At 57.0% G+C, this 17,829-nt stretch carries 18 protein-coding genes; 5 read left to right on the forward strand and 13 right to left on the reverse strand.

Going from position 1 to position 17,829, the window contains the following annotated elements; translation table 11 throughout:
- Positions 1 to 214: 214 nt before the first annotated feature.
- The 4 genes from VA599_RS01550 to VA599_RS01565 form a co-directional block, all read right to left on the reverse strand.
- Positions 215 to 889: a hypothetical protein gene (locus VA599_RS01550; RefSeq protein ID WP_104947117.1), complete on the reverse strand. Its 675-nt coding sequence runs from the start codon at positions 887 to 889 to the stop codon at positions 215 to 217.
- 319 nt (positions 890 to 1,208) lie between these two features.
- The gene (locus VA599_RS01555; RefSeq protein WP_346787439.1) at positions 1,209 to 2,345 is read right to left on the reverse strand and encodes a ferritin-like domain-containing protein; all 1,137 of its coding nucleotides are present in this window, start codon (positions 2,343 to 2,345) and stop codon (positions 1,209 to 1,211) included.
- Positions 2,338 to 4,236 (reverse strand): GMC family oxidoreductase, encoded by a 1,899-nt coding sequence (locus VA599_RS01560; protein WP_346787440.1) that lies wholly within the window; start codon positions 4,234 to 4,236, stop codon positions 2,338 to 2,340. Before VA599_RS01560 ends, VA599_RS01555 begins: the two co-directional genes overlap by 8 nt.
- A 36-nt stretch (positions 4,237 to 4,272) precedes the next feature.
- Entirely contained in the window at positions 4,273 to 4,719 is a 447-nt protein-coding gene (locus VA599_RS01565; protein WP_021478446.1) for a hypothetical protein, read from the reverse strand.
- Positions 4,720 to 5,321: 602 nt separating this feature from the next.
- Between VA599_RS01565 and VA599_RS01570 the strand changes: the two genes are divergently transcribed.
- Positions 5,322 to 6,299, forward strand: coding sequence for an alpha/beta hydrolase (locus VA599_RS01570; RefSeq protein WP_346787441.1), 978 nt, complete (start codon positions 5,322 to 5,324; stop codon positions 6,297 to 6,299).
- A gap of 213 nt (positions 6,300 to 6,512) precedes the next feature.
- Here the strand turns inward: VA599_RS01570 and VA599_RS01575 are convergent, their stop codons facing one another.
- A complete protein-coding gene (locus VA599_RS01575; protein WP_199776155.1) occupies positions 6,513 to 6,974 on the reverse strand; it encodes an SRPBCC domain-containing protein in 462 nt (153 codons plus the stop codon).
- Positions 6,975 to 7,302: 328 nt separating this feature from the next.
- On the opposite strand from VA599_RS01575, the gene VA599_RS01580 reads away from it, so the two are divergent.
- Positions 7,303 to 8,277 (forward strand): glycoside hydrolase family 18 protein, encoded by a 975-nt coding sequence (locus tag VA599_RS01580; RefSeq protein ID WP_346787442.1) that lies wholly within the window; start codon positions 7,303 to 7,305, stop codon positions 8,275 to 8,277.
- Positions 8,278 to 8,542: 265 nt separating this feature from the next.
- On the opposite strand, the gene VA599_RS01585 is transcribed toward VA599_RS01580, so the two are convergent.
- A complete protein-coding gene (locus VA599_RS01585; protein WP_346787443.1) occupies positions 8,543 to 9,070 on the reverse strand; it encodes a hypothetical protein in 528 nt (175 codons plus the stop codon).
- Between the two features lie 80 nt (positions 9,071 to 9,150).
- On the opposite strand from VA599_RS01585, the gene VA599_RS01590 reads away from it, so the two are divergent.
- From VA599_RS01590 to VA599_RS01600, 3 genes are all read left to right on the forward strand, one after another.
- Positions 9,151 to 9,615: a MarR family winged helix-turn-helix transcriptional regulator gene (locus VA599_RS01590; RefSeq protein WP_346787444.1), complete on the forward strand. Its 465-nt coding sequence runs from the start codon at positions 9,151 to 9,153 to the stop codon at positions 9,613 to 9,615.
- Positions 9,616 to 9,746: 131 nt separating this feature from the next.
- The gene (locus tag VA599_RS01595) at positions 9,747 to 9,932 is read left to right on the forward strand and encodes a hypothetical protein (RefSeq protein ID WP_346787445.1); all 186 of its coding nucleotides are present in this window, start codon (positions 9,747 to 9,749) and stop codon (positions 9,930 to 9,932) included.
- Between the two features lie 93 nt (positions 9,933 to 10,025).
- Positions 10,026 to 10,448: a hypothetical protein gene (locus VA599_RS01600; RefSeq protein ID WP_346787446.1), complete on the forward strand. Its 423-nt coding sequence runs from the start codon at positions 10,026 to 10,028 to the stop codon at positions 10,446 to 10,448.
- 78 nt (positions 10,449 to 10,526) lie between these two features.
- Here VA599_RS01600 and VA599_RS01605 read toward each other — a convergent pair whose 3' ends face one another.
- From VA599_RS01605 to VA599_RS01635, 7 genes are all read right to left on the reverse strand, one after another.
- On the reverse strand, positions 10,527 to 11,195 hold the full coding sequence (locus VA599_RS01605) for a BRO-N domain-containing protein (protein ID WP_346787447.1): 669 nt from the start codon (positions 11,193 to 11,195) through the stop codon (positions 10,527 to 10,529).
- Between the two features lie 347 nt (positions 11,196 to 11,542).
- Positions 11,543 to 12,511 (reverse strand): hypothetical protein, encoded by a 969-nt coding sequence (locus VA599_RS01610; protein WP_346787448.1) that lies wholly within the window; start codon positions 12,509 to 12,511, stop codon positions 11,543 to 11,545.
- Positions 12,512 to 13,109: 598 nt separating this feature from the next.
- On the reverse strand, positions 13,110 to 15,368 hold the full coding sequence (locus VA599_RS01615) for an RNA-binding domain-containing protein (RefSeq protein WP_346787449.1): 2,259 nt from the start codon (positions 15,366 to 15,368) through the stop codon (positions 13,110 to 13,112).
- A 99-nt stretch (positions 15,369 to 15,467) separates the two neighbouring features.
- Positions 15,468 to 16,550, reverse strand: coding sequence for a ribonucleotide-diphosphate reductase subunit beta (locus tag VA599_RS01620; protein WP_021476702.1), 1,083 nt, complete (start codon positions 16,548 to 16,550; stop codon positions 15,468 to 15,470).
- Positions 16,551 to 16,596: 46 nt separating this feature from the next.
- The gene (locus tag VA599_RS01625; protein ID WP_021476703.1) at positions 16,597 to 16,818 is read right to left on the reverse strand and encodes a hypothetical protein; all 222 of its coding nucleotides are present in this window, start codon (positions 16,816 to 16,818) and stop codon (positions 16,597 to 16,599) included.
- 14 nt (positions 16,819 to 16,832) lie between these two features.
- Positions 16,833 to 17,228, reverse strand: coding sequence for a hypothetical protein (locus VA599_RS01630; RefSeq protein ID WP_021476704.1), 396 nt, complete (start codon positions 17,226 to 17,228; stop codon positions 16,833 to 16,835).
- Between the two features lie 61 nt (positions 17,229 to 17,289).
- Positions 17,290 to 17,715, reverse strand: coding sequence for a DUF6841 family protein (locus VA599_RS01635; RefSeq protein WP_346787450.1), 426 nt, complete (start codon positions 17,713 to 17,715; stop codon positions 17,290 to 17,292).
- Positions 17,716 to 17,829 lie beyond the last annotated feature (114 nt).

Consider the following 17,829-nt stretch of genomic DNA (forward strand, 5'->3'; position numbering starts at 1 on the left):
GCGGCCCGCGCGGCGACGGCGCGCGTTTCGGCACAAGGCGCGTAGCGTAGCGCAAGTTGCTCCGGCGCGGGGGGATTTTCGTCAGCGTCGGGTAGCGAGGCGGGGGACGGGCTGAAAACTGCGGCTGAAAAGCAGATTTGGATAAAACCGGCGGCCGCATCTTGTGACGGATGCGGCCGCCGGTTTCAGGCTTGAACGGCCGGGGAGACCGAGATCAGCTTTCGCGCGGATGGCGCAGCTGCACGAAGATCGCCGGGTCGCCGGCTTCCTTGGTGATGAAGACGGCCGGGATGTGGAACGGCTTGCCGGTGGCGACGTTGGTGCCGCTGATGGTGGCGGTCATGCCTGGGTGCAGCGGATTCACGCGTTCGCCGCCGGCGACGCTGACCGACCACGAGCCTCCCGGCAGCAGGCCGGCGAACGTGGCGATGCCCTTGCCGCCTTCGATCAGCGGGATCTCCAGCGGTTCGGTCGGCGGCACGTAGGCATTCACCGAGACATTGGACAGGTGGATCTGATAGGCGATGTCGGGACTGGCGACCGCCGCGTCGGAACCGGCGTCGGTTCCGGTCTGATGCACGGGATGGCCCAGATGGGTGGTGCGTCCGAACTGGGGCTGCGGGCCGGCCTTCAGGCAGGTCATCCACGGCGTGGTGAATTCCTTGCCGGAGGCGTCTTTGCACACGGCGTAATACTTGTTGCCCGCGTGGGGGCCGCCGTTTTCGGCTTCTCCGGAGGTGAGGTCGAGATTGTAGAAAATGTTCGTCGTCAGCGTGCCTACCGAGTAGGTGCCGGCTCCGCCGGTGAAGACCGGAGGCACGATGATGGGCGCATCCGGGATGTAGGGGTAGACGCGGACTTGGGTGACGGGTGTAGGAAAGGGGGCCACGGTTATCTCCAGAAGGCCTGCGGTTGACGTGGATTTCGTTGATGCGGAACGCTGCGTTGCGCCTATGGCGGGAAGCGGCGGCAAATCCGGGCAGAAATGGCTCTGCGAGGCCTGGGTAAGGGGGGCCGCCCTCCGGCGTCGAGCCGGTTTCCCGCGTCAATGACCAATCAACAGTAGATCAGGAAGAGCAGGAAGGCCCTGCCCTAAAAGATGGATTCGGCATTCTTGCGGTTACTACTGAGTTCATTCCGCCATGATCTGGTAGGCGCTGGAGCCTTGCCCCGGCGGCGCCCATTCCGGCGTGCCGTCGAGGCAAGGCCTAGGCGATGTATTCAAAGCTGGGCCCGGCGCGCCCGCCGCGGCCGTTGGGCAGGTTCAGCAGCGCCTGGGCCTGGTATTTCAGTTGGTACATGATGGGGATGGCCCCGGACAGGCTGGCCGGCTGGCCGTTGCAGGCGATGTGCAATTGGTCGAGCAGGCTGGTGTAGATGCGATTGAACTCCCGGGTTTGCTTCCATACCGGCGAACCCTCCGGATAGTCGGCCATCTTGGGGTTGGGCGCCATGTCCGCCGCCGCTTGCCAGTCCACCTCCACCGCCGGCCCGGTGGGCGGGTATTTGGCATTGTCGTCGGGCCGGTAGCGCCGGCCATATTTGACCTCATTGAAGCGGAAGTAATGGGCGTATTCCACGTCCTGGCCGAACAGAACGCTGTCGGTGTCGATGATGGTGCCATCCACCCCTTCGCCCTGGCCGACGATTTCTTCTATGCCCAGCAAGGCGTCCTGCAACTCATGCACCGGCAGCAGTTTGCCGCCGCCGCCGTAGTAATGTTCGGGCAGCACCTGGCGGGCGGGATCGCCGGTGAAAATGCCGGGGCCGCCGTGCAGCCGGTTGTGCGCGTCCAGCTCCACCAGCGCGATCCGGATCGCGTGGTAGAACTGGCCGATGGTGGCGTAGTGGTTGGCTTCCGGAGGCGCGCACTTGCCGGCGGGCATTTCTATCTTCAGGAAGGTGTCGATGGCGTCGGGCGAGAATTTCTGCAGCGACACCAGGAAGGCGTCGTCGCTGTGCGGCAGCGGCGTCGGATATTCCGGGATGAAGTCCGGCTTGTTGATGGCTGGGCTGCCTCCCACCGCGTTCAGGATGTTGCACACTTGGATCATGTGCAGCATCTCTTCCATCGCCACGCCCTGGATGGCCTGGTAGGCGAACTGGTTTTTGCGCTCGTCCAGCGTGTACAGCGTGGTCAGGTAGACGGGGATGGTGGAATGCTCCAGCTCGATGGCGGTTTGCAGATGCTCGCGCAGCTGCTCGATGGTTTTGATGGTGCCGCCGATGCGGAAGCCTTCCGGCGCGGGCGCGAGCAGCAGCGCTTGCAGCGCCGGCTCCAGCGGCCGGATCAGGCGCTGGCGGAGGCGGCCGCGGGAGGTTTGCGTCGCGTAGCTGTTATTCATGGCTTCCTCCTTGGCAGGCCGGCGAGTCCAGCTGCCTGATGATGTTCTCCGCGGCCATGAAGGCGAGCGCGGTCAGGGTGAGGGTGGGATTGGAGGTGCCGAGAGTGGGCATGTTGCCGCAGCCGACCAGGTATAGATTGTCGTGGTCCCAGGTTTGCTGTGTGGGCTTCACCACCGAGGCGGCCGCGTCGCTGCCCATGCGGTGGGTGCCGACGATGTGGCCGGCGCCCCAGAATTCGTACCATACGCCTTCCCATTGCACCGAGTCCGGCTGGTTCGCCTGGTATTGGGTGAAGTCGTGGATTTGCGCCTGGGCGAAGATCTGGTCGGACGCCTGCTTGGCGGCGGCGAAGGCTTTGCGCTCGTAGTCCGAGACGCTGTAGTGGATGACCGGCCTGGGATTGCCCAGCTTGTCCTTGAAGCGAGCGTCTATCGTGATCCGGTTGTCCGGCGACGGCAGCTGCTCGCACTCGAAGTGCAGCAGCGCCTGGCGCGGCACGCGGTCCGCCAGATAGGCGCGCAGCTCCTTGCCGAACAGGCCTTCCTTCATGCCCTGGCTCACATCGCTGCCCGGCGCGTTGGTCGGCCACGACCAGCCCCAGTTGTCCACCGGCGAGATCCAGGCCGCGAAATCGCTGCGGAAGGCGCCGTCGCGGAAGGTGGGGATGTAGGTGGTACAGCCTGGTCCGCGGTAGGGATAGACCTTCTCGTGCTTGAACAGGCCCCAGGTCAGCATGACCAGGTGGTCCATCAGGTTGCGGCCCACCTGATCGCTGGAGTTGGCGACGCCGGACATCAACAGCAGCTTGGCGTTTTCCAGCGCGTTGGCCGCCAGCACGTACAGCGCGCCATGCGCGGTATGCGTGGCGTAGTCTCCGACGTCCGGGTGGCGGTAATGCTTGTACTCGATGCCGGTCACCTGCTTGGTGGCGGGGTCGACCAATACTTTGGACGCCACCGCCTGGGTGATGACGACAAGCCGGTTCATGTCGGCCTGTTTCAAGGTTTTCAGCGCGTTGTACTTGGCCTGGACCGGACAGAGCGGCACGCAGCTGGCGTTGCCCTCGCAGCGTTCGCCGGTGTAGGGGGACCATGTCGAGCCGACCACCTGGTACACGCCGCGGGTTTTCTCGATGACGAAGCGCTGCGTCGCCGGCGACCACTGGATGGACCCCTGGCCGTATGCAGGATTGGGGTTGGAATTGCGGCCCTGCGGCATGCTGACAAAGCTTACCTGGTAATCCACCCCGTCGACGCTGACCTTGGCGCCGTCCGCGTTCCTGATCCACGCCAAATCCTGATAGGACTGCGGGATCGCGTGCATCGGGAACACATAGCGCTCGCCGTAATTGGCGCGGCTCATGTCCGGGCCCACTTGGGCGGCCACGTCGCCGGACACGCCTATCTCCAGCTCGGCCAGCTCGTAATAGGGCTTGAGGTCGTCATAGCTGATCGGCCAGTCCACCGCGCGGCCATACAGGGTGCGCATGCGGAAATCGTTGGGCAGCATGCGCGGCACATTGCCCAACCAGTGCAGCGTGGTGCCGCCTGGCGTGCGCAGGCAGTCGCTGCCGAAGGCCTGCGGCCCCATTTGCACCAGATAACCAGGCTGTTCCGCCGGGATGTCCAGCGTGATGTCCAGCACATTGGGCGCCGGCGCGTCCTCCAGCGCGGGATAAGGGCCGTTGGTGGCCGGGGCGGCTTTGTAATGGAAGGTGTCCAGATAGGACTGGTAATTGGCGAAGGCGGCTTCGGCATCCAGCTCCAGTCCGGCTTTCAGCCCGGCCTCCAGCATCAGCACCCGCTTGCCTGCCCGGGTGAGATTCTTGGCCAGCACGGCTCCGGCAATGCCCGTACCGACGATGACGACATCGAAATGTTGATCGCTCATGGTGTGCTCGCTTGATGGTGGTCTTGATCGCGCCGTTCAACCGGCGCCGAGCGGTTTTTCCGCCCAGGAGCCGAAGCCGGGTTGCTTGGCGCCGGGCGGATGGGTTTGCGCCGCGTTCCACACCAGGCCCTGAACATAGGCCTCGGGGCTGACGTTGTGCTGCATGGCCAGGCTGAGGTTCTGGTTGGCCGGCGGCCATTGGCCGAAGTACCAGAGATTGATGATGTTCTGCGCCAGCCCATCGAACTTGGCGGTGGGAAACAGCTGCGAGGCGATCATCTGGTGGATCTCGTCTTCATTGCCGCGGCCGTCTTTCAGGATTTGCCTGGAGCAGTTCAGGAAACTGTCGAGTGTTGTCGGCGCGTTCTGGTATTGGACGGTGTCCCAATAGACGCCGGACATGCCGGTGGCTTCCAACTCCGTCACGCTGAAGCCGGTGAGATGAGATGAAATATCCAAAAACAAAGGCAGGGGCTCGTTCATTGGCTTTTCCCTCCAGATGCGTGGATGGCGGCATGCCTGCGTTGGAAGCGCCAGACGTGGTCCTGGCGGGCATGGCGCGGGCGAGTATTGATTTTTACGGACTGATTCGGCCAGGGCGGCGCGGTGTGGATGAGGCTGAATGAAGAGGATGCCGCCATATGACAAAAATGGATATGCGACTCATTTGTATTTGACCCCTCTTGTTGTTCTATGAATGGCCAAGCTTGCCGGGCATTCTCTTTTCACGACATCTTGTTTATAAATTTCGCCGCGCCGGAAATTCAATCGGTACTAATACGCAGCAATGCAGCATTAAAACGTCGGCGGGGAATCTGAAAGAGTTTGAAGAACGAAAACCATGCGCGCTTATGCGGCGCTGGTTTTTCAGCCGGTTTATCGTTTCGGCGCTGCGTTGATATGAACCACCCATAAAGCCGCGCTGAATGGCATTGCCGACGGCGCTGCTTGCTTATGTCGGCGTTTTGTAAAATCACGCGGAGAGGCGGGGAATGCGGATGACAGAAGATAAGGGGTTTGGGACAATATGTTCATTCTTTTGTCATTTTGCGGCGCGAGCCTGAGGCGCCGCGAGGGAGCGGACAGTGAGCGATTACGTCATGTCGGTGCGGGCGGTTGACGGCGATGCCTTTACCGCCAGCGTGGGAGAGACGAGATTTCTGCTGGTGCCGGACGGGCAAAGCCCCGCGCCTGCGCAGGCGATTCCCGCGGCTGCCTGGTTTGATAGGGTCAGACAGGATGCCATGTGGAGCAATAACGATGACGAGCCCAGGGGCGACGTGTTGTTCGTGGTGCATGGCTACAATATGGACGCGGCCGATGTCATGGACCGCCACCGCCGCCTGCGCGGCGATCTGGAGCATTGGGGATTCAAAGGCGCGCTGGTGTCTTTCGATTGGCCCAGCGGCAACAAGGCGCTGGCCTATCTGCCGGACCGATGCAATGCCAAGCAGTCGGCCTTGCGCCTGGTTTCGGACGGCATCGCCTACCTGTCCGCGCAGCAAAGCCCGGATTGCGCGATCAATGTCCATGTGCTTGGGCATTCAACCGGCGCGCTGGTGATCCGGGAGGCGTTTGACGACGCGGACGACAACCACTTCCAGAACATGGCCTGGCTGGTGAGCCAGGTGGTCTTCGCCGCGGGCGACGTTTCGGCCGCCTCCATGTCCCAAAACAGCGGCGGCGCCGAGTCTGTCTATCGCCATTGCGTGCAGCTCACCAACTATTTCAACCATCACGACATGGCGCTGGATCTGTCCAACGTGAAGCGCGTAGGCCTGGCCCCCAGAGTGGGGCGGGAGGGTTTGCCGGCGGACGCGCCGCGAAAGGCGATCAATGTGGATTGCACCGCTTACTACCAGCAATTGGCCGCGCCGGGCAGCATCATCGCGGCGACGGATCAGACGCGCACGCCGCCGTTTGTAGGCGAGCAGAGCCATTCCTGGTTCTTTGGCAACCGGACATTCGCCCGCGACTTGTTTTGCGTGCTGATCGGGCAAGACCGCCACGTCATCCCGACGCGGCTGGAGGCGGGCGGGAAATGGGCGCTGCGGCATGTCTGATGGCGAGTGCGGGCAGGCAATATCTGGCCGGAGTACGGGAGGGCGGACGCCGGAGGTCATGTCCGATCAGCCTCCGCCCACTTGTTTTAACCCGCTCCCCGGTGGCTGTGAGTCGGTTTTCGGCAGCCAGTGGCCGGCAGCAAATGGCCGTTGCCGGCAGAGACTTTGAACAGGTTCTTCGCGCCAGGCTTTCAAAAGCCTGCGGTCAGTCGCTCAGGGGTGCAACACCTCGGCCTCCAGCCGCTTCAGGTTTTGTTCGTTGGCGGGAATGACGATGGAGGCCAAGCGCTCGGCCTGGCCGGCGTCTTCAAATAGTTGTGACCAGATCACCCGGGTGGAGCCCAGCCGGGTTTCCAGCGCAATCGTCAGGCGGAACGCGGGGCTGGAGACATGCTCCACCACGACTTTCTCCGGTTCCGCCACCTCGGCGAACACGCTTTCATTGGGATAGTTTTTGCCATCCGGACCATGCATGGTGAACGACCAGCGCCCGCCAGTCTGGAATTCGCATACATCGAAGGTGTTGCTGAAGCCGGCGGGGCCCCACCAGCGCGCCAGCCGCTCTGGAGAACTGATGGCGGCGAATATTTGCTCCCGGCTGGCGGGGATGTCGCGTGAGGCGGTGAAGGTGGTCATCATTTGCTCCATCTCTTGGTGGAAGTCAGTGAGAGGCATCTACAGCTCAAGCGTCACTGTATTCTAGCAGCATGCGGGCGATGCCGTTTTCTGCTTGATTGGATGGAGGAGGAAGGGCGCATCCCGCGAGGCGCGAAATAACTCTAACCAGTACAAGCTTGATGCGCAGGTCATTTATTTTGAATGGCGGCTCTGACGGCATCGTCGCTTTTTTATCCCATCCTGATGCGTGTTGAGCTGGCGCTTGCCGACTCAGCAGGCATTCACGCATTCCAGTCCTGATCGTTATTCAAAGCGAGCGGCAGGTTTTTCGGCTTATTCGGCAGGGTGGCGCGCTCATTTTTGATAATTTCGTCAAGAGCAGATCATGGACCAAGAGATCAAGGCGGTATACCTGAAGGCGAGCCCGAAAAGCGATATCGATCAATTGTGCGATTCGGAATTCAATACGGTTATTGCCACCTTCGTCAGCTTTGCCAATGGCCAAGCCTGCGTCGATGGCCCGATGGCGGATTGGCAGCCGGATGGCTGGATCGATCGTCTGCACTGCAGCAACAAGAAAGTATTGTTCTCGATAGGCGGCGGGGCGGTGCTGCCGGAGACGTTGGAGTTCCTGTTCCTATCCCCTGAGTCCACCGAGATCTGTCAGGCAGGTTATGCCCCGTTTCTGTCCGCGATTCGACAGATTTTGCAGGGTGGGCCGATAACCGTGTACTCACTGTCGGGCGCTCCGTATCCAACCGATTACGGCCAGGGTTTCCATGGCATTGATCTTGATCTTGAGAATTTCGCTTCTTACAGCGGCGGCGTGCAAAGCGATTTTTGGGCCACCCGCCTGGCCAACCTCAATCTGGCGTTGCGCCGGGATCTTCCATTGGGCACGCTGTTGACGCATGCGCCGCAAACCCCCTATCTGCTGATAGGCGACTGGGGCGTTGGCGAGGTGAGCGCCAACCCCAATGGCTTGTACAGCAAGATGATGCAACTTTCCGGCGAGGCGGTGAGTTGGTTGAATGTGCAGATATACAACCAGAGCGATTTCGCTTCGCCGCAGGCGGTGGAAAATACCTTGGCCGTTTTGCTAAACGACTGGCCAATGGTGGCGGGCGCCAGCACCAGCGCTCGTCAGGTTGCGGTTACCGTGGCGATGGCGCCGCCGCCGGTTGAGTGCAGTTCCGGCTATGTCAGCCCCGCTCAGCTGAGGGACGCCTTGTCGGCGCTAAATGTCGCTCCGGGCGGGTTGAATGGCTGGTCGTATAGTTCGAACAATGCGGTTGCGCCTTCCTGGGACCAGGTATTCACGCAAATACTGAACGCCAAGCAAGCGTCAGGCCGACCGTAACGGCCGAGTCTGAACGGGATGAGCTCACCGGAGCGCGTCACTCCGCCATGCTGTCAGTCCGCTGTGCCAGCGTTGCTGGTGACAGGCATCTTTCCTGGCTTGGCAAGCAATGCCGCGCCTGAGAACTGAAGCGGCACTCCGCTTGCCAGTCTCGCCGAGCGGGCGGTCAAGAGAGGCGCCCGCGCTTCGTCCGCCGCCTGCTCCGGCCGTGCTGGCTGAGCCATGCCATTTCTTGTTCCCAAGGTTTGCGTCGTGCCTGCGGGACTCAGGCCGCTTGCGGACGAGCGCGCAGTTTGCCGGCCAGCTTTAGGCCGTCGCGGAAGTTTTTCCCCATCATCGTCAACTGCGCCAGCCCCACTGCCAGCTCCAGCGCCTGGACCGCGTAGAACGCCGAGTCGAAAACGCCGGCTTGCGCGCGCAGGTTTAGAAACAGCGCGCAGGGGATCATGATCAACAGGCCGTTCATGGCGATGAGCGGCATCCGCTTCTTTTTGCTCTCCACCAGTTTGCCTTTGCGCCCCTTGGCCAGCATGGCCCCGCTGGCGCCCGTCAACGCCATGGCTGTTAACAATATCGGCACGCCGATGCAGGCGATGGCATGTTTGACGGCGGCGATGTCGCCATGGTTTAGAAACAGCTCGGAGACGACGGTGGCGCTCCAGAAAACGGCAATGGCCATGGCGGCGACCGTGGCGGCGGCGGCGTGAAGAAGAGATTTGTTCATGCTTGAATCCTTGCTGCGAATGAAACGAAACGGCGGCGCGGCCGCGCGTGCAGACAACAAGCGCGGCATCGGCTAACATGGTTCATGTTTTCACATTGACATCATGATGTCAAAAAGACATTTTGTTGTCTGTTTGCAAGGTGGGGGAAATGCAACAGCAAAACGAAAGAACGGCCGCCGGCGCGGCGTTGACGGATGTGGTGCTGGATTTGTTCAGGGTAAACAACGGCTTGCTGGCGCAGGGCGACAGGCTGGTGGCGCCGCTGGGCCTCACCAGCGCCCGCTGGCAGGTGCTGGGCACGATAGTCGCGGCTGAGCGCCCGCAGCCGGTGGCATGGCTGGCGCGCGACATGGGCGGCAATCGCCAGAACGTGCAGCGCATCGTCAATGATCTGGCGAAAGAAGGCTGGGTGGCGTTTGCCGACAACCCCCACCATCGCCGCGCCTCGCTGATTGTGCTGACCGATCTGGGGCGGGAGGCTTACAACGCCGCGATGCAGCTGCAAGCGCCGTGGATCAACCGGCTGGCCGAGGGCATGGGCCTGGAAGAAATCGCCGTGCTGCGGCGGGTGCTGTCCATGTTGCGGGCGCGGTTGGCTGAGGACGTGGTTTGAGCCGTTCGTTCCGTCAGCTTTTGCCGATTCCGCGTCATAGACGCAGGGCATGACTGATAGGCAGAGATGAATATCCATAGGACGGGCTTGGCGAGATACGGATAACAAAGATAAGTGAAGGGAAAAGGTTTTTGATCGTGGCAGCGCTTTATTGGGTGATTGCCATAGTTTGGTGTTGGCGCGCAACGGATGGAGAGTGGCTGTATTTCATCATTTTCTTGCAGATGGCCGCGATGTATTTCTTGCCGGCCATGGGCGTGCTGTGGATGGCGCTTTCAGCAGTTTTCCGGCTGCTTGCCTATGATGGGAGTAATTAAAGGAGATCGTACAATAGCGCATACCAAAGAGTATGTGGCAAGCTTGTGGTACTAACTGAAGCTTTATCGAGCATCATGCGCAAAGGAGGAAAAATGCTGTTATCCGCAATTTCAAAGCAAGAAACGATAGTGACTAGGCCCATTTTTGAACGCGGGGCTACACCCAGTTTCTCCCAGCTACTGGATGCTGCAAAGCCTAAAAGTAATTTTCCCGCGGTGGCGGCGCCATCTGAGCATCTCAACCTGAAAAGCATTACGACGGGAGAGGCTTATGATGTGTTGTCAGGCTTGGCCAATACGGGAAAGTTGAGTTCGGAAGAGTTCCAGAGCATTGTGCCTGCGGTTTATCTCCGCTTATTTAACGAACAGCAAGGCGCGCCGCAAGCGGAGCGGTTTGATTTGCTGGCCGGTACCCAAAGCCTGATAGACAGCAGCAAGGCGTTTGGAACCCTGACCCAGGTGCGCGCCGAAAGTCGTGGCCTGGAAGTGTTGAAGGCTTACCAGGCCAATAGCTGATGCTTGCGCTGGCGCCCCGCATAAAATGAAAACACCGCTTCGCGACGCTGAAGCGGTGTTTCTTATTGAGATGCGCGCTTAGCTGGCGAACTTGTCTATCCGCTCCGACAAACGCAGCTGGCAGGCAGTGGCCAGCTTGAGCAGCTCTGCGCTGGTGGCCGGCATCTTGCCGGGCGGGGCGATCAGCTCTGCCATGCCGCTTAGCGTGGAGACGCTGCTGTTTAGGCCGATCAGCCTGCCGTGCGGCCAGCGCTGCTTGTTATTGGGCGCGTAGTCCAGCGCCACCACCCAGCGCGAATGCTGCCAAGTGCCAGGCTCGCGCAGCACCGCCTCCATCACCGCGCGGCTGACCTGCTGCGCCGCCTCCGCGGCGAGGGCCAGCGCCAGATGCAAGGTGTCCGCCGTACTGGCCGTGCCGGCCTCATGCAGCAAGGCCGGGCGGGTTTCCTCCAGCCACCAGCGCCGCAGCCGCCGCGCGCCGGGTTTCTTGATGCAGCGGAACACCTCGTCCAGCTCGCCTTCGGACAAGCACAACACCGGCTCCGCCTCATCCGCCAGCCGCAAGGGCCGCCCCAGCGGCTCGCCCAAAGCCTTCAGCAAATCCTTCACCTCCAGCCTCATGGACGCCGCCACCTCCGCGGCCACCAGCCAAAACCCCTCCGGCCGCCGCACCACCCGCATGGCCAAACCCTTGGCGAAATCCAGCCGCAGCGGCGCATTCACCTGCTGATCGATAGCAGCGCTCATGGCCGAGCCTCCCCAATAAAACGCGCAAACCGCGTCGCCAAAAACGCAAGCCGATACGCGGCGCGCAGGCGCAACAAAGTGCGTGGCAAGTGGCGGGGAGAGCGAATAAGGGGAGGGGAGATAGAAACGATAAGACGAGCATCCATAGCGATGTCTCCAAACGGCTTTGCCCGACCAAGCATTGCGAGCGCAAGGGTGCGAGTGGGATGCAATGCAAGGGCGTGTTGAACAACCACGGCTTTCGGGCGTGGGCCACCGCTAACGGAGGTGTGTTGAGCACCGATGGCCAATCTAATAGATATGCCGCTTGGTGGCAACTAACCTAGTACGAATGGACAGGTTGCTACTTATTTACAGGGAACTATTCTCCCTGGTATTAAAATATCGGAAACTTGAGATTTTGTGTGGTAATGGTTTTGTATTGCTTTATTAAAATCAGATCTGCTAATTATTAGTGCGCGGCTTTGCAGGCTTGATATGAAAATAGCACCAGAGTCTTTGGGTTTGTTTTCCAATGCGCAATAGTCAAATCGACTTGAAAAGTCTTTGTCATAAGCAATTTTTAAAATTATTTCGTTTGACTCTTTTGATAAGCCAAATCTCTCCATGCTTGTGTATGATGCATATGCAATAGAAAAGAGTGCTATGGATGATATAAATTTCAAGAAGAATAATGCTATGGCTTTCCACTCTTTTGAGCTTGGTTCAGAATTAAATATAAATAAGAACAAGGCAACTTCAAGGAAAAACGCATAAAGAAGAACGGGGATTGATAGGTAGCCTGCATATCTTAAGAATATTCCTGCAGATAAGGCAAGGGGGAAATTGCTTGGGTCGATTCCAAATGCGCTGTTGAGTAGGGATGATACTTCTGATTTTGCATTCCATACCATTGCAGCAGAGATGGAAAAAAAGAATATGCTGAACGCATGGCTCGATACAATGTTTTTGAGAGTGCCAAACTTAAGTGTCCAGTATATTAAAAATGTAAGAAACGTAACTGTGGTAAAGAAGAATACGATAAGTTTTGAGAAGTAGTCGACGCTACTGGAGGCATTAATTGCCCACATTCCAATTATGAAAACAATTAGCAGATATATATTTCCTGGTCTATTTTGTGCTTCATTAATGGGCTGTATAGCCTGCTTTAACTTCGCTTTGAGTAAGGTAAGATTTTCTGCAATTAAATCCCATTTGTAGTATGTGTGAACAGCCAGTAAAACAAATGGAACGTATGGGGCGGCAAGAATTACAATAACTGAGATTGTTAAGTACAAAGGCCAATTTTTTGCATATTCATTTGTTGTCGTTTTCATAATTTTATTGTGGAATATTTACATATATTAGAGTTTTTAATGAGATTAAGAAATATGCGGCGTACCCATATCTCGTGGCGCGAGCCGTTCAAAATGATGCGCCCCAGGTTTTAAGCTGCCGCCTGTTCGAGCGACGCGACGTTAGCGCGGTGCGAGTTCGGCAGCGCCTGGGGCGCGTCATTTTGAACGGGGTTTCGAAGCGCCCCGGGTCGCCTTTTCTTTGGGTTCTTTCTTTTGGCGAAGCAAAAGAAAGAACCTCGCCGGCGGGGCGAGACCCGCGAAGTTTCGTTTTCAATTACGCTTATCGAATCCACAAGCTCACCCTTTGATCTTGTCGAGTGATAAACGCCGGGCTTCACACGTTCAACCTGGCCACCGTGCCTGCATGATTCGCGGAACGCCCCGATAAGGCTGGGGCTTTCACCCTACGCGACAGATGCAGCAGGGCGGAAGCGTCGCAGAGGCCTTCCACCGCGACGTGTAATGAGTGATATTTGGTGTGCGCGGTGAGTGATAAGCGTTGAGCTCCTCAGTCTAAACGTAACCGCAATGCTGCATGGTTGTCGGAATATACGTTATTGGGTGTATGGTTGCCTTGCTAATGTTTTGATATATTTGAGTTGCTTAACTCGATCTTTATGGATTGCGCCTGCTTTATTAAATTGTCAATATTGGATTTTTTTATGTTGTTGCTGCAATTGGTTTTTGCATTTGTTAGGGATTTTATTGCAAGTTGAATTTCGCGTATGGCTGTTTCTGGACTAGTTCTTGTCGCAGATCTTGTGGCTAGTGCAATATGAACTTGTGCTTTTCTTTCGTACCATCTATATTTTTCATCAGCATCTCTATCAATAGCATTCTCAGCTATCTCTAGTGATTTTGCGAAATTTCCACGAGCCAATTCAGTCTCAAACCACAGAGTAAATAACAATGGTTTGCGTTGGCCTAAATCATATGCCTCATGAAAAGATCTGCTTGCTTTTTCTAAGTCTGGGCTTGGTATTTTTAAGCCAAACCTACCAATGGCTAGCAGAAGGTCGGCATTAGGTTTAATCTTCCTTGCAGCCTCTGTTACTGTCATAAGCGCAGCTTGGTGATCGCCATTTTGTTGAAAAGCAATGGCTTGCGAAATAGCCTGGCCTACAATTCCAGATCTTTTCTGAAGGCTTAATCCAATGGCATCTCTTCCTGATCGCTTTATCGCATCAAGAAGTGCTGAGTGATCAATCTCTAAAGAGGTTGATATTTCATTTACTAATGCGCCAATATTGGAATCAACGGTGTATCGTGCCTCTCGACCAATTGAGGGTGCACTCACCAGGAATAGTCCTTTTAATTCTTGAATGGCATCTCCGAGTGTTTGCTCTGTGTATTCTACGATCTGAGTGAGCTCTACAATGCTTGCACTTTTGAAATGGGTGATGACAAATAAGGTACGCTTTGCCTCTCTACTTAAGTGCTTAATTTCTCTTTCCAGTGCTGCCTTTCTGACTTCTAAGCCCTTTTCACCTCTCCATTGTTTAATTGCTTGGTCAATGGTAAATCCTCTTCTTTCCAGTCTTAACAGTGACTCAGTAAATAGGGGTGAGCCACTTGTAACTTCAAAGAGGTGATCAATTTTTGAATCCTTTATTGCGGGGAGGTCGAACTTCTTCCTTGTCGTGTTAATGTACTCTTTGAATTCTTGCCCTGCCAAGCCTCTTAGTACTAAGACATTATCGGGAGAATAAGATAGATTTACACGGGTTGTAATTAGCATTTTTGTCTTTCCCGGTATCCGCATCCCCATTTCTAGTGCGCGTTGTTGGTCATCAGGCGTTAAAGAATCTATATCGTCAATAATGATGAAGCTAGGAAATGTGCTACAGCAAGTAAGTGCCGTTTGGAGTAATTCATGCAAAGAGAGATCTATTAAATCAGCATCAATTGCCCCATGCTCTAACGCTATTGATGAAAACAGAGTGCTTGCGTTATCGAAATCAATGTAATGATTTTCTCTATAAGAATCACTTAATGCTAAGAATTGCCTTTTTTTGGCTGAGAGCCAAACAACTCGCTCAAATGGCTTGATCCGATTGCTAGCAACTTGCATTGCAAAATGATATGCCAAGCTTGTCTTCCCTTGGCCGCCCTCCCCAGCTATTAGGCGAACCCTTGAAAAATCATCACTGAGCCAGGCCCATAGATTTGAAAGGTCATCTCTCCTTCCAATTAAGTGGGTGCAGATTAATGACCTGTCTGGCAGATTATTCTCTAAAGGCTCTCTTTTATCAAAGCCAAAATTGTTTAAGTCTAGAGAGGGTGGGGTCCGGTCAGAGTAAAGAAATTCAAACTCATCCGCATGATTTGCTATTGAGTTGGATTGTATCCGACGAAAAACAACTTCATCTTTTTTAAAGCATGGTTTTCTGGGTTTTTCATCTGGACCATTTTTCTTTAATTTTGTAGGCGGGGCTCCTGGAGTTCGTTTGGCAATGTAGATAATTTCAATATTTTTTTCATGCCACGTTGCTGAGCTTAGATTTATGCGTAATTCGGCATTTGCATATTCATGAGCCATGTCTCTTAATTTCGAAATGTCTATACTATTTTCTGGAACCCCAACCACCTCGAACTCTCTATCTTTTTTGATCTCGCATACGCCGAATACTAAGAATCCACCGTAAGAGTTGTGAAAAGCAATAAGATCTCTAATCGTCTTCGCGTACTCAGAGTCACTTTCAGGAGCTTGCTGCTTGAAGTCTAGAACCTCACATTCAATAAGCTGCTCTCTGAAATTGGCTTCGCCATCAAATACTGATAGGTCTAACATACCATTCAAAACACATTGATGGAGCTTGGCAATTAGATTATTCATAGTCTTTTGCTTTATTCGAAATGTAATATTATTGCATTTGGTTGTGTCAATGGCATGTTGCGAGACGATAAATAAGCCAGCAAGGCTGGCTTATTAAGATCAATCCCAGCTCAACGCCCCGCCAGTCTGATATTCCGTCACCCGCGTCTCAAAGAAGTTCTTCTCCTTCTTCAAGTCGATCATCTCGCTCATCCACGGGAAGGGGTTGTTCACGCCCGGGAACAGCGGGTCCAGGCCAATCTGCTGCATGCGGCGGTTGGCGATGAAGCGCAGGTATTCCTTGAACATGCTGGCGTTCAGACCCAGCACGCCGCGCGGCATGGTGTCTTCGGCGTAGGCGTATTCCAGTTCCACTGCTTGCTTGAACAGCTCAACGATCTCGGCCTTGAAGCTGTCGGTCCAGAGCAGCGGATTTTCCAGCTTGATGGTGTTGATCAGGTCGATGCCGAAGTTGCAGTGCATGGACTCGTCGCGCAGGATGTACTGGTACTGCTCGGCGGCGCCGGTCATCTTGTTCTGGCGGCCCAGGGCCAGGATCTGCACGAAGCCGACGTAGAAGAACAGGCCTTCCATGATGCAGGCGAACACGATCAGGGACTTCAGCAGCTTCTGGTCGTTTTCGACGGTGCCGGTTTTGAATTCCGGGTTGCACAGCACGTCGATGAACGGGATCAGGAATTCGTCCTTGTCGCGGATGGACTTCACTTCGTGATAGGCGTTGAACACTTCGCCTTCGTCCAGGCCCAGGCTTTCCACGATGTACTGGTAGGCGTGGGTGTGGATGGCTTCGTCAAAGGCCTGGCGCAGCAGGAACTGGCGGCATTCCGGGCTGGTGATCTGGCGGTAGGTGCCCAGCACGATGTTGTTGGCGGCCAGGGAGTCGGCGGTGACGAAGAAGCCCAGGTTGCGCTTGACGACGCGCATCTCGTCTTCGGTCAGCTGGCCGGTTTTCCATTGTTCGATGTCGCGCTGCATGTTCACTTCCTGCGGCATCCAGTGGTTGGCGCACTGCGCCAGGTACTTTTCCCAAGCCCATTTGTGCTTGAACGGTACCAGCTGGTTGACGTCGGTTGTGCCGTTGATCACCTTCTTGTCCACCACGTTTACGCGGCCGTTGCCATGGGCGTCCATGGAGGAGGGGGCGGCGGACGGGGCGGGGACGGCGTCTTCGAAATTCAGCATGGGTGCTCCTGATTATTGGTTTTGCCGCGCGGGGCGCGGCGGTTGCTTATGCGGATTTTACGGCTTTTTCCGGCTGCGGGGCCTGGGCCTGCATGGCCTGGGCCGGCTGCAGCTGGCTTTGCCGGGTGATTTCTATGCTGCCGGGCGCGGACGGCGTTTCGTCCGGCGGGGCGGCCTGCACGCTGAGGGTGTGGGCGCCGGCGTCGGCCACCAGGGGCCTGCGGCCGCTCACGCTTTTGCGCAGCAGGTAATAGGCGGTGGTGCTCATGGCGTCTCCCGCGGCTAAAAGCGCAGTTGCTGGGCCAGTTGGCGGATCAGGCTGCGTTCACAGGCCTCTTCCTGCTCCACTTGCTCCTGCAGCCGCCGGCGCTGGATGCGCAGCGCCTGCAATTGGCGGTATTGCTGATTGGCCACCGACAGGTCTTCCTTCAATTCTTCGATTTCCTGCTGCAGCTCTTCCGGCTGGCAGTACACCACCAGGGTGTCGCCTTCTATCCAGGCCTTGCGCCACAGCTGGGCGCGGGGCAGGCGGCGGGATTCGCTGAAAAAGTCTTTCCACTCGTTGGGCGGCGCGGCGCTCAGGTGCAGGTACATGTTGAACAGCAGGAACTGCTTGTCCGGGTTATGCGATTTTTCTTCGCAAAATCCGGTAATGCCGATGTTTTCAAATGTCTGCATCTGACCCTCCCATGGCGCTGCCTGTTGCCGTGCCAGCCGGACCCGGCCGGCACGTTTCGCGTCAGCCGGCTTCGACTGGCGGCTGTGACGACGGCTGGGCCATCGTCTGCTGTTCCGGCGTGGTGTCGTATTGCACCACGCCGTAAATCTTCCATTGGCCGGCCGTCCGTTTCAGGTGGTAGCCGGTGCGGTAGCGCCAGGGCGGCTGGCCGTTGCGCGCCACAGTCCAGAGCAGGGTGGCGCTGGCCGCGTCGTTGCCCATCGGCAGCAGGCTTTCCACTTGGTATGCCGCGCCGGCGAAGCCCTGGGCGCTGTACCACTCCAGCAGGGCCGAGGTGGTGGCGCGCAATGAATACATGTCTTGCCAGCAGGCCAGGTCGCCGTGGTGGATGGCGGTGAAGGGCACGGTGAAGTGCGACATCACGGCATCTGCGTCCAGCTGCGAATAGCCTTGTCGGTATTGCTCGAAAAATGCTTCCAGGCTCATTGCGGGGCTTTCGTCTCGTCTCTGCGTCGGGGCACGGCATTTTTCCAGTCCGCCGCTATCCGCGCGGGGCCGGGGCTTGCATCCCGAAACCGCCTGGAGGCCAAGCGGCTTGAG

It is taken from the genome of Chromobacterium indicum, from assembly GCF_039708975.1.
Lineage (GTDB): Bacteria > Pseudomonadota > Gammaproteobacteria > Burkholderiales > Chromobacteriaceae > Chromobacterium > Chromobacterium piscinae.

What these genes read in the sequence shown, in the direction of transcription:
- VA599_RS01560 (WP_346787440.1), bottom strand. Translation starts at nt 4,236, where the DNA reads ATGAGCGATCAACATTTCGATGTCGTCATCGTCGGTACGGGCATTGCC.
- VA599_RS01585 (WP_346787443.1), bottom strand. Translation starts at nt 9,070, where the DNA reads ATGCCGCGCTTGTTGTCTGCACGCGCGGCCGCGCCGCCGTTTCGTTTC.
- VA599_RS01600 (WP_346787446.1), top strand. Translation starts at nt 10,026, where the DNA reads ATGCTGTTATCCGCAATTTCAAAGCAAGAAACGATAGTGACTAGGCCC.
- VA599_RS01620 (WP_021476702.1), bottom strand. Translation starts at nt 16,550, where the DNA reads ATGCTGAATTTCGAAGACGCCGTCCCCGCCCCGTCCGCCGCCCCCTCC.
- VA599_RS01565 (WP_021478446.1), bottom strand. Translation starts at nt 4,719, where the DNA reads ATGAACGAGCCCCTGCCTTTGTTTTTGGATATTTCATCTCATCTCACC.
- VA599_RS01555 (WP_346787439.1), bottom strand. Translation starts at nt 2,345, where the DNA reads ATGAATAACAGCTACGCGACGCAAACCTCCCGCGGCCGCCTCCGCCAG.
- VA599_RS01590 (WP_346787444.1), top strand. Translation starts at nt 9,151, where the DNA reads ATGCAACAGCAAAACGAAAGAACGGCCGCCGGCGCGGCGTTGACGGAT.
- VA599_RS01575 (WP_199776155.1), bottom strand. Translation starts at nt 6,974, where the DNA reads ATGCCTCTCACTGACTTCCACCAAGAGATGGAGCAAATGATGACCACC.
- VA599_RS01635 (WP_346787450.1), bottom strand. Translation starts at nt 17,715, where the DNA reads ATGAGCCTGGAAGCATTTTTCGAGCAATACCGACAAGGCTATTCGCAG.
- VA599_RS01605 (WP_346787447.1), bottom strand. Translation starts at nt 11,195, where the DNA reads ATGAGCGCTGCTATCGATCAGCAGGTGAATGCGCCGCTGCGGCTGGAT.
- VA599_RS01580 (WP_346787442.1), top strand. Translation starts at nt 7,303, where the DNA reads ATGGACCAAGAGATCAAGGCGGTATACCTGAAGGCGAGCCCGAAAAGC.
- VA599_RS01625 (WP_021476703.1), bottom strand. Translation starts at nt 16,818, where the DNA reads ATGAGCACCACCGCCTATTACCTGCTGCGCAAAAGCGTGAGCGGCCGC.
- VA599_RS01630 (WP_021476704.1), bottom strand. Translation starts at nt 17,228, where the DNA reads ATGCAGACATTTGAAAACATCGGCATTACCGGATTTTGCGAAGAAAAA.
- VA599_RS01610 (WP_346787448.1), bottom strand. Translation starts at nt 12,511, where the DNA reads ATGAAAACGACAACAAATGAATATGCAAAAAATTGGCCTTTGTACTTA.
- VA599_RS01615 (WP_346787449.1), bottom strand. Translation starts at nt 15,368, where the DNA reads ATGAATAATCTAATTGCCAAGCTCCATCAATGTGTTTTGAATGGTATG.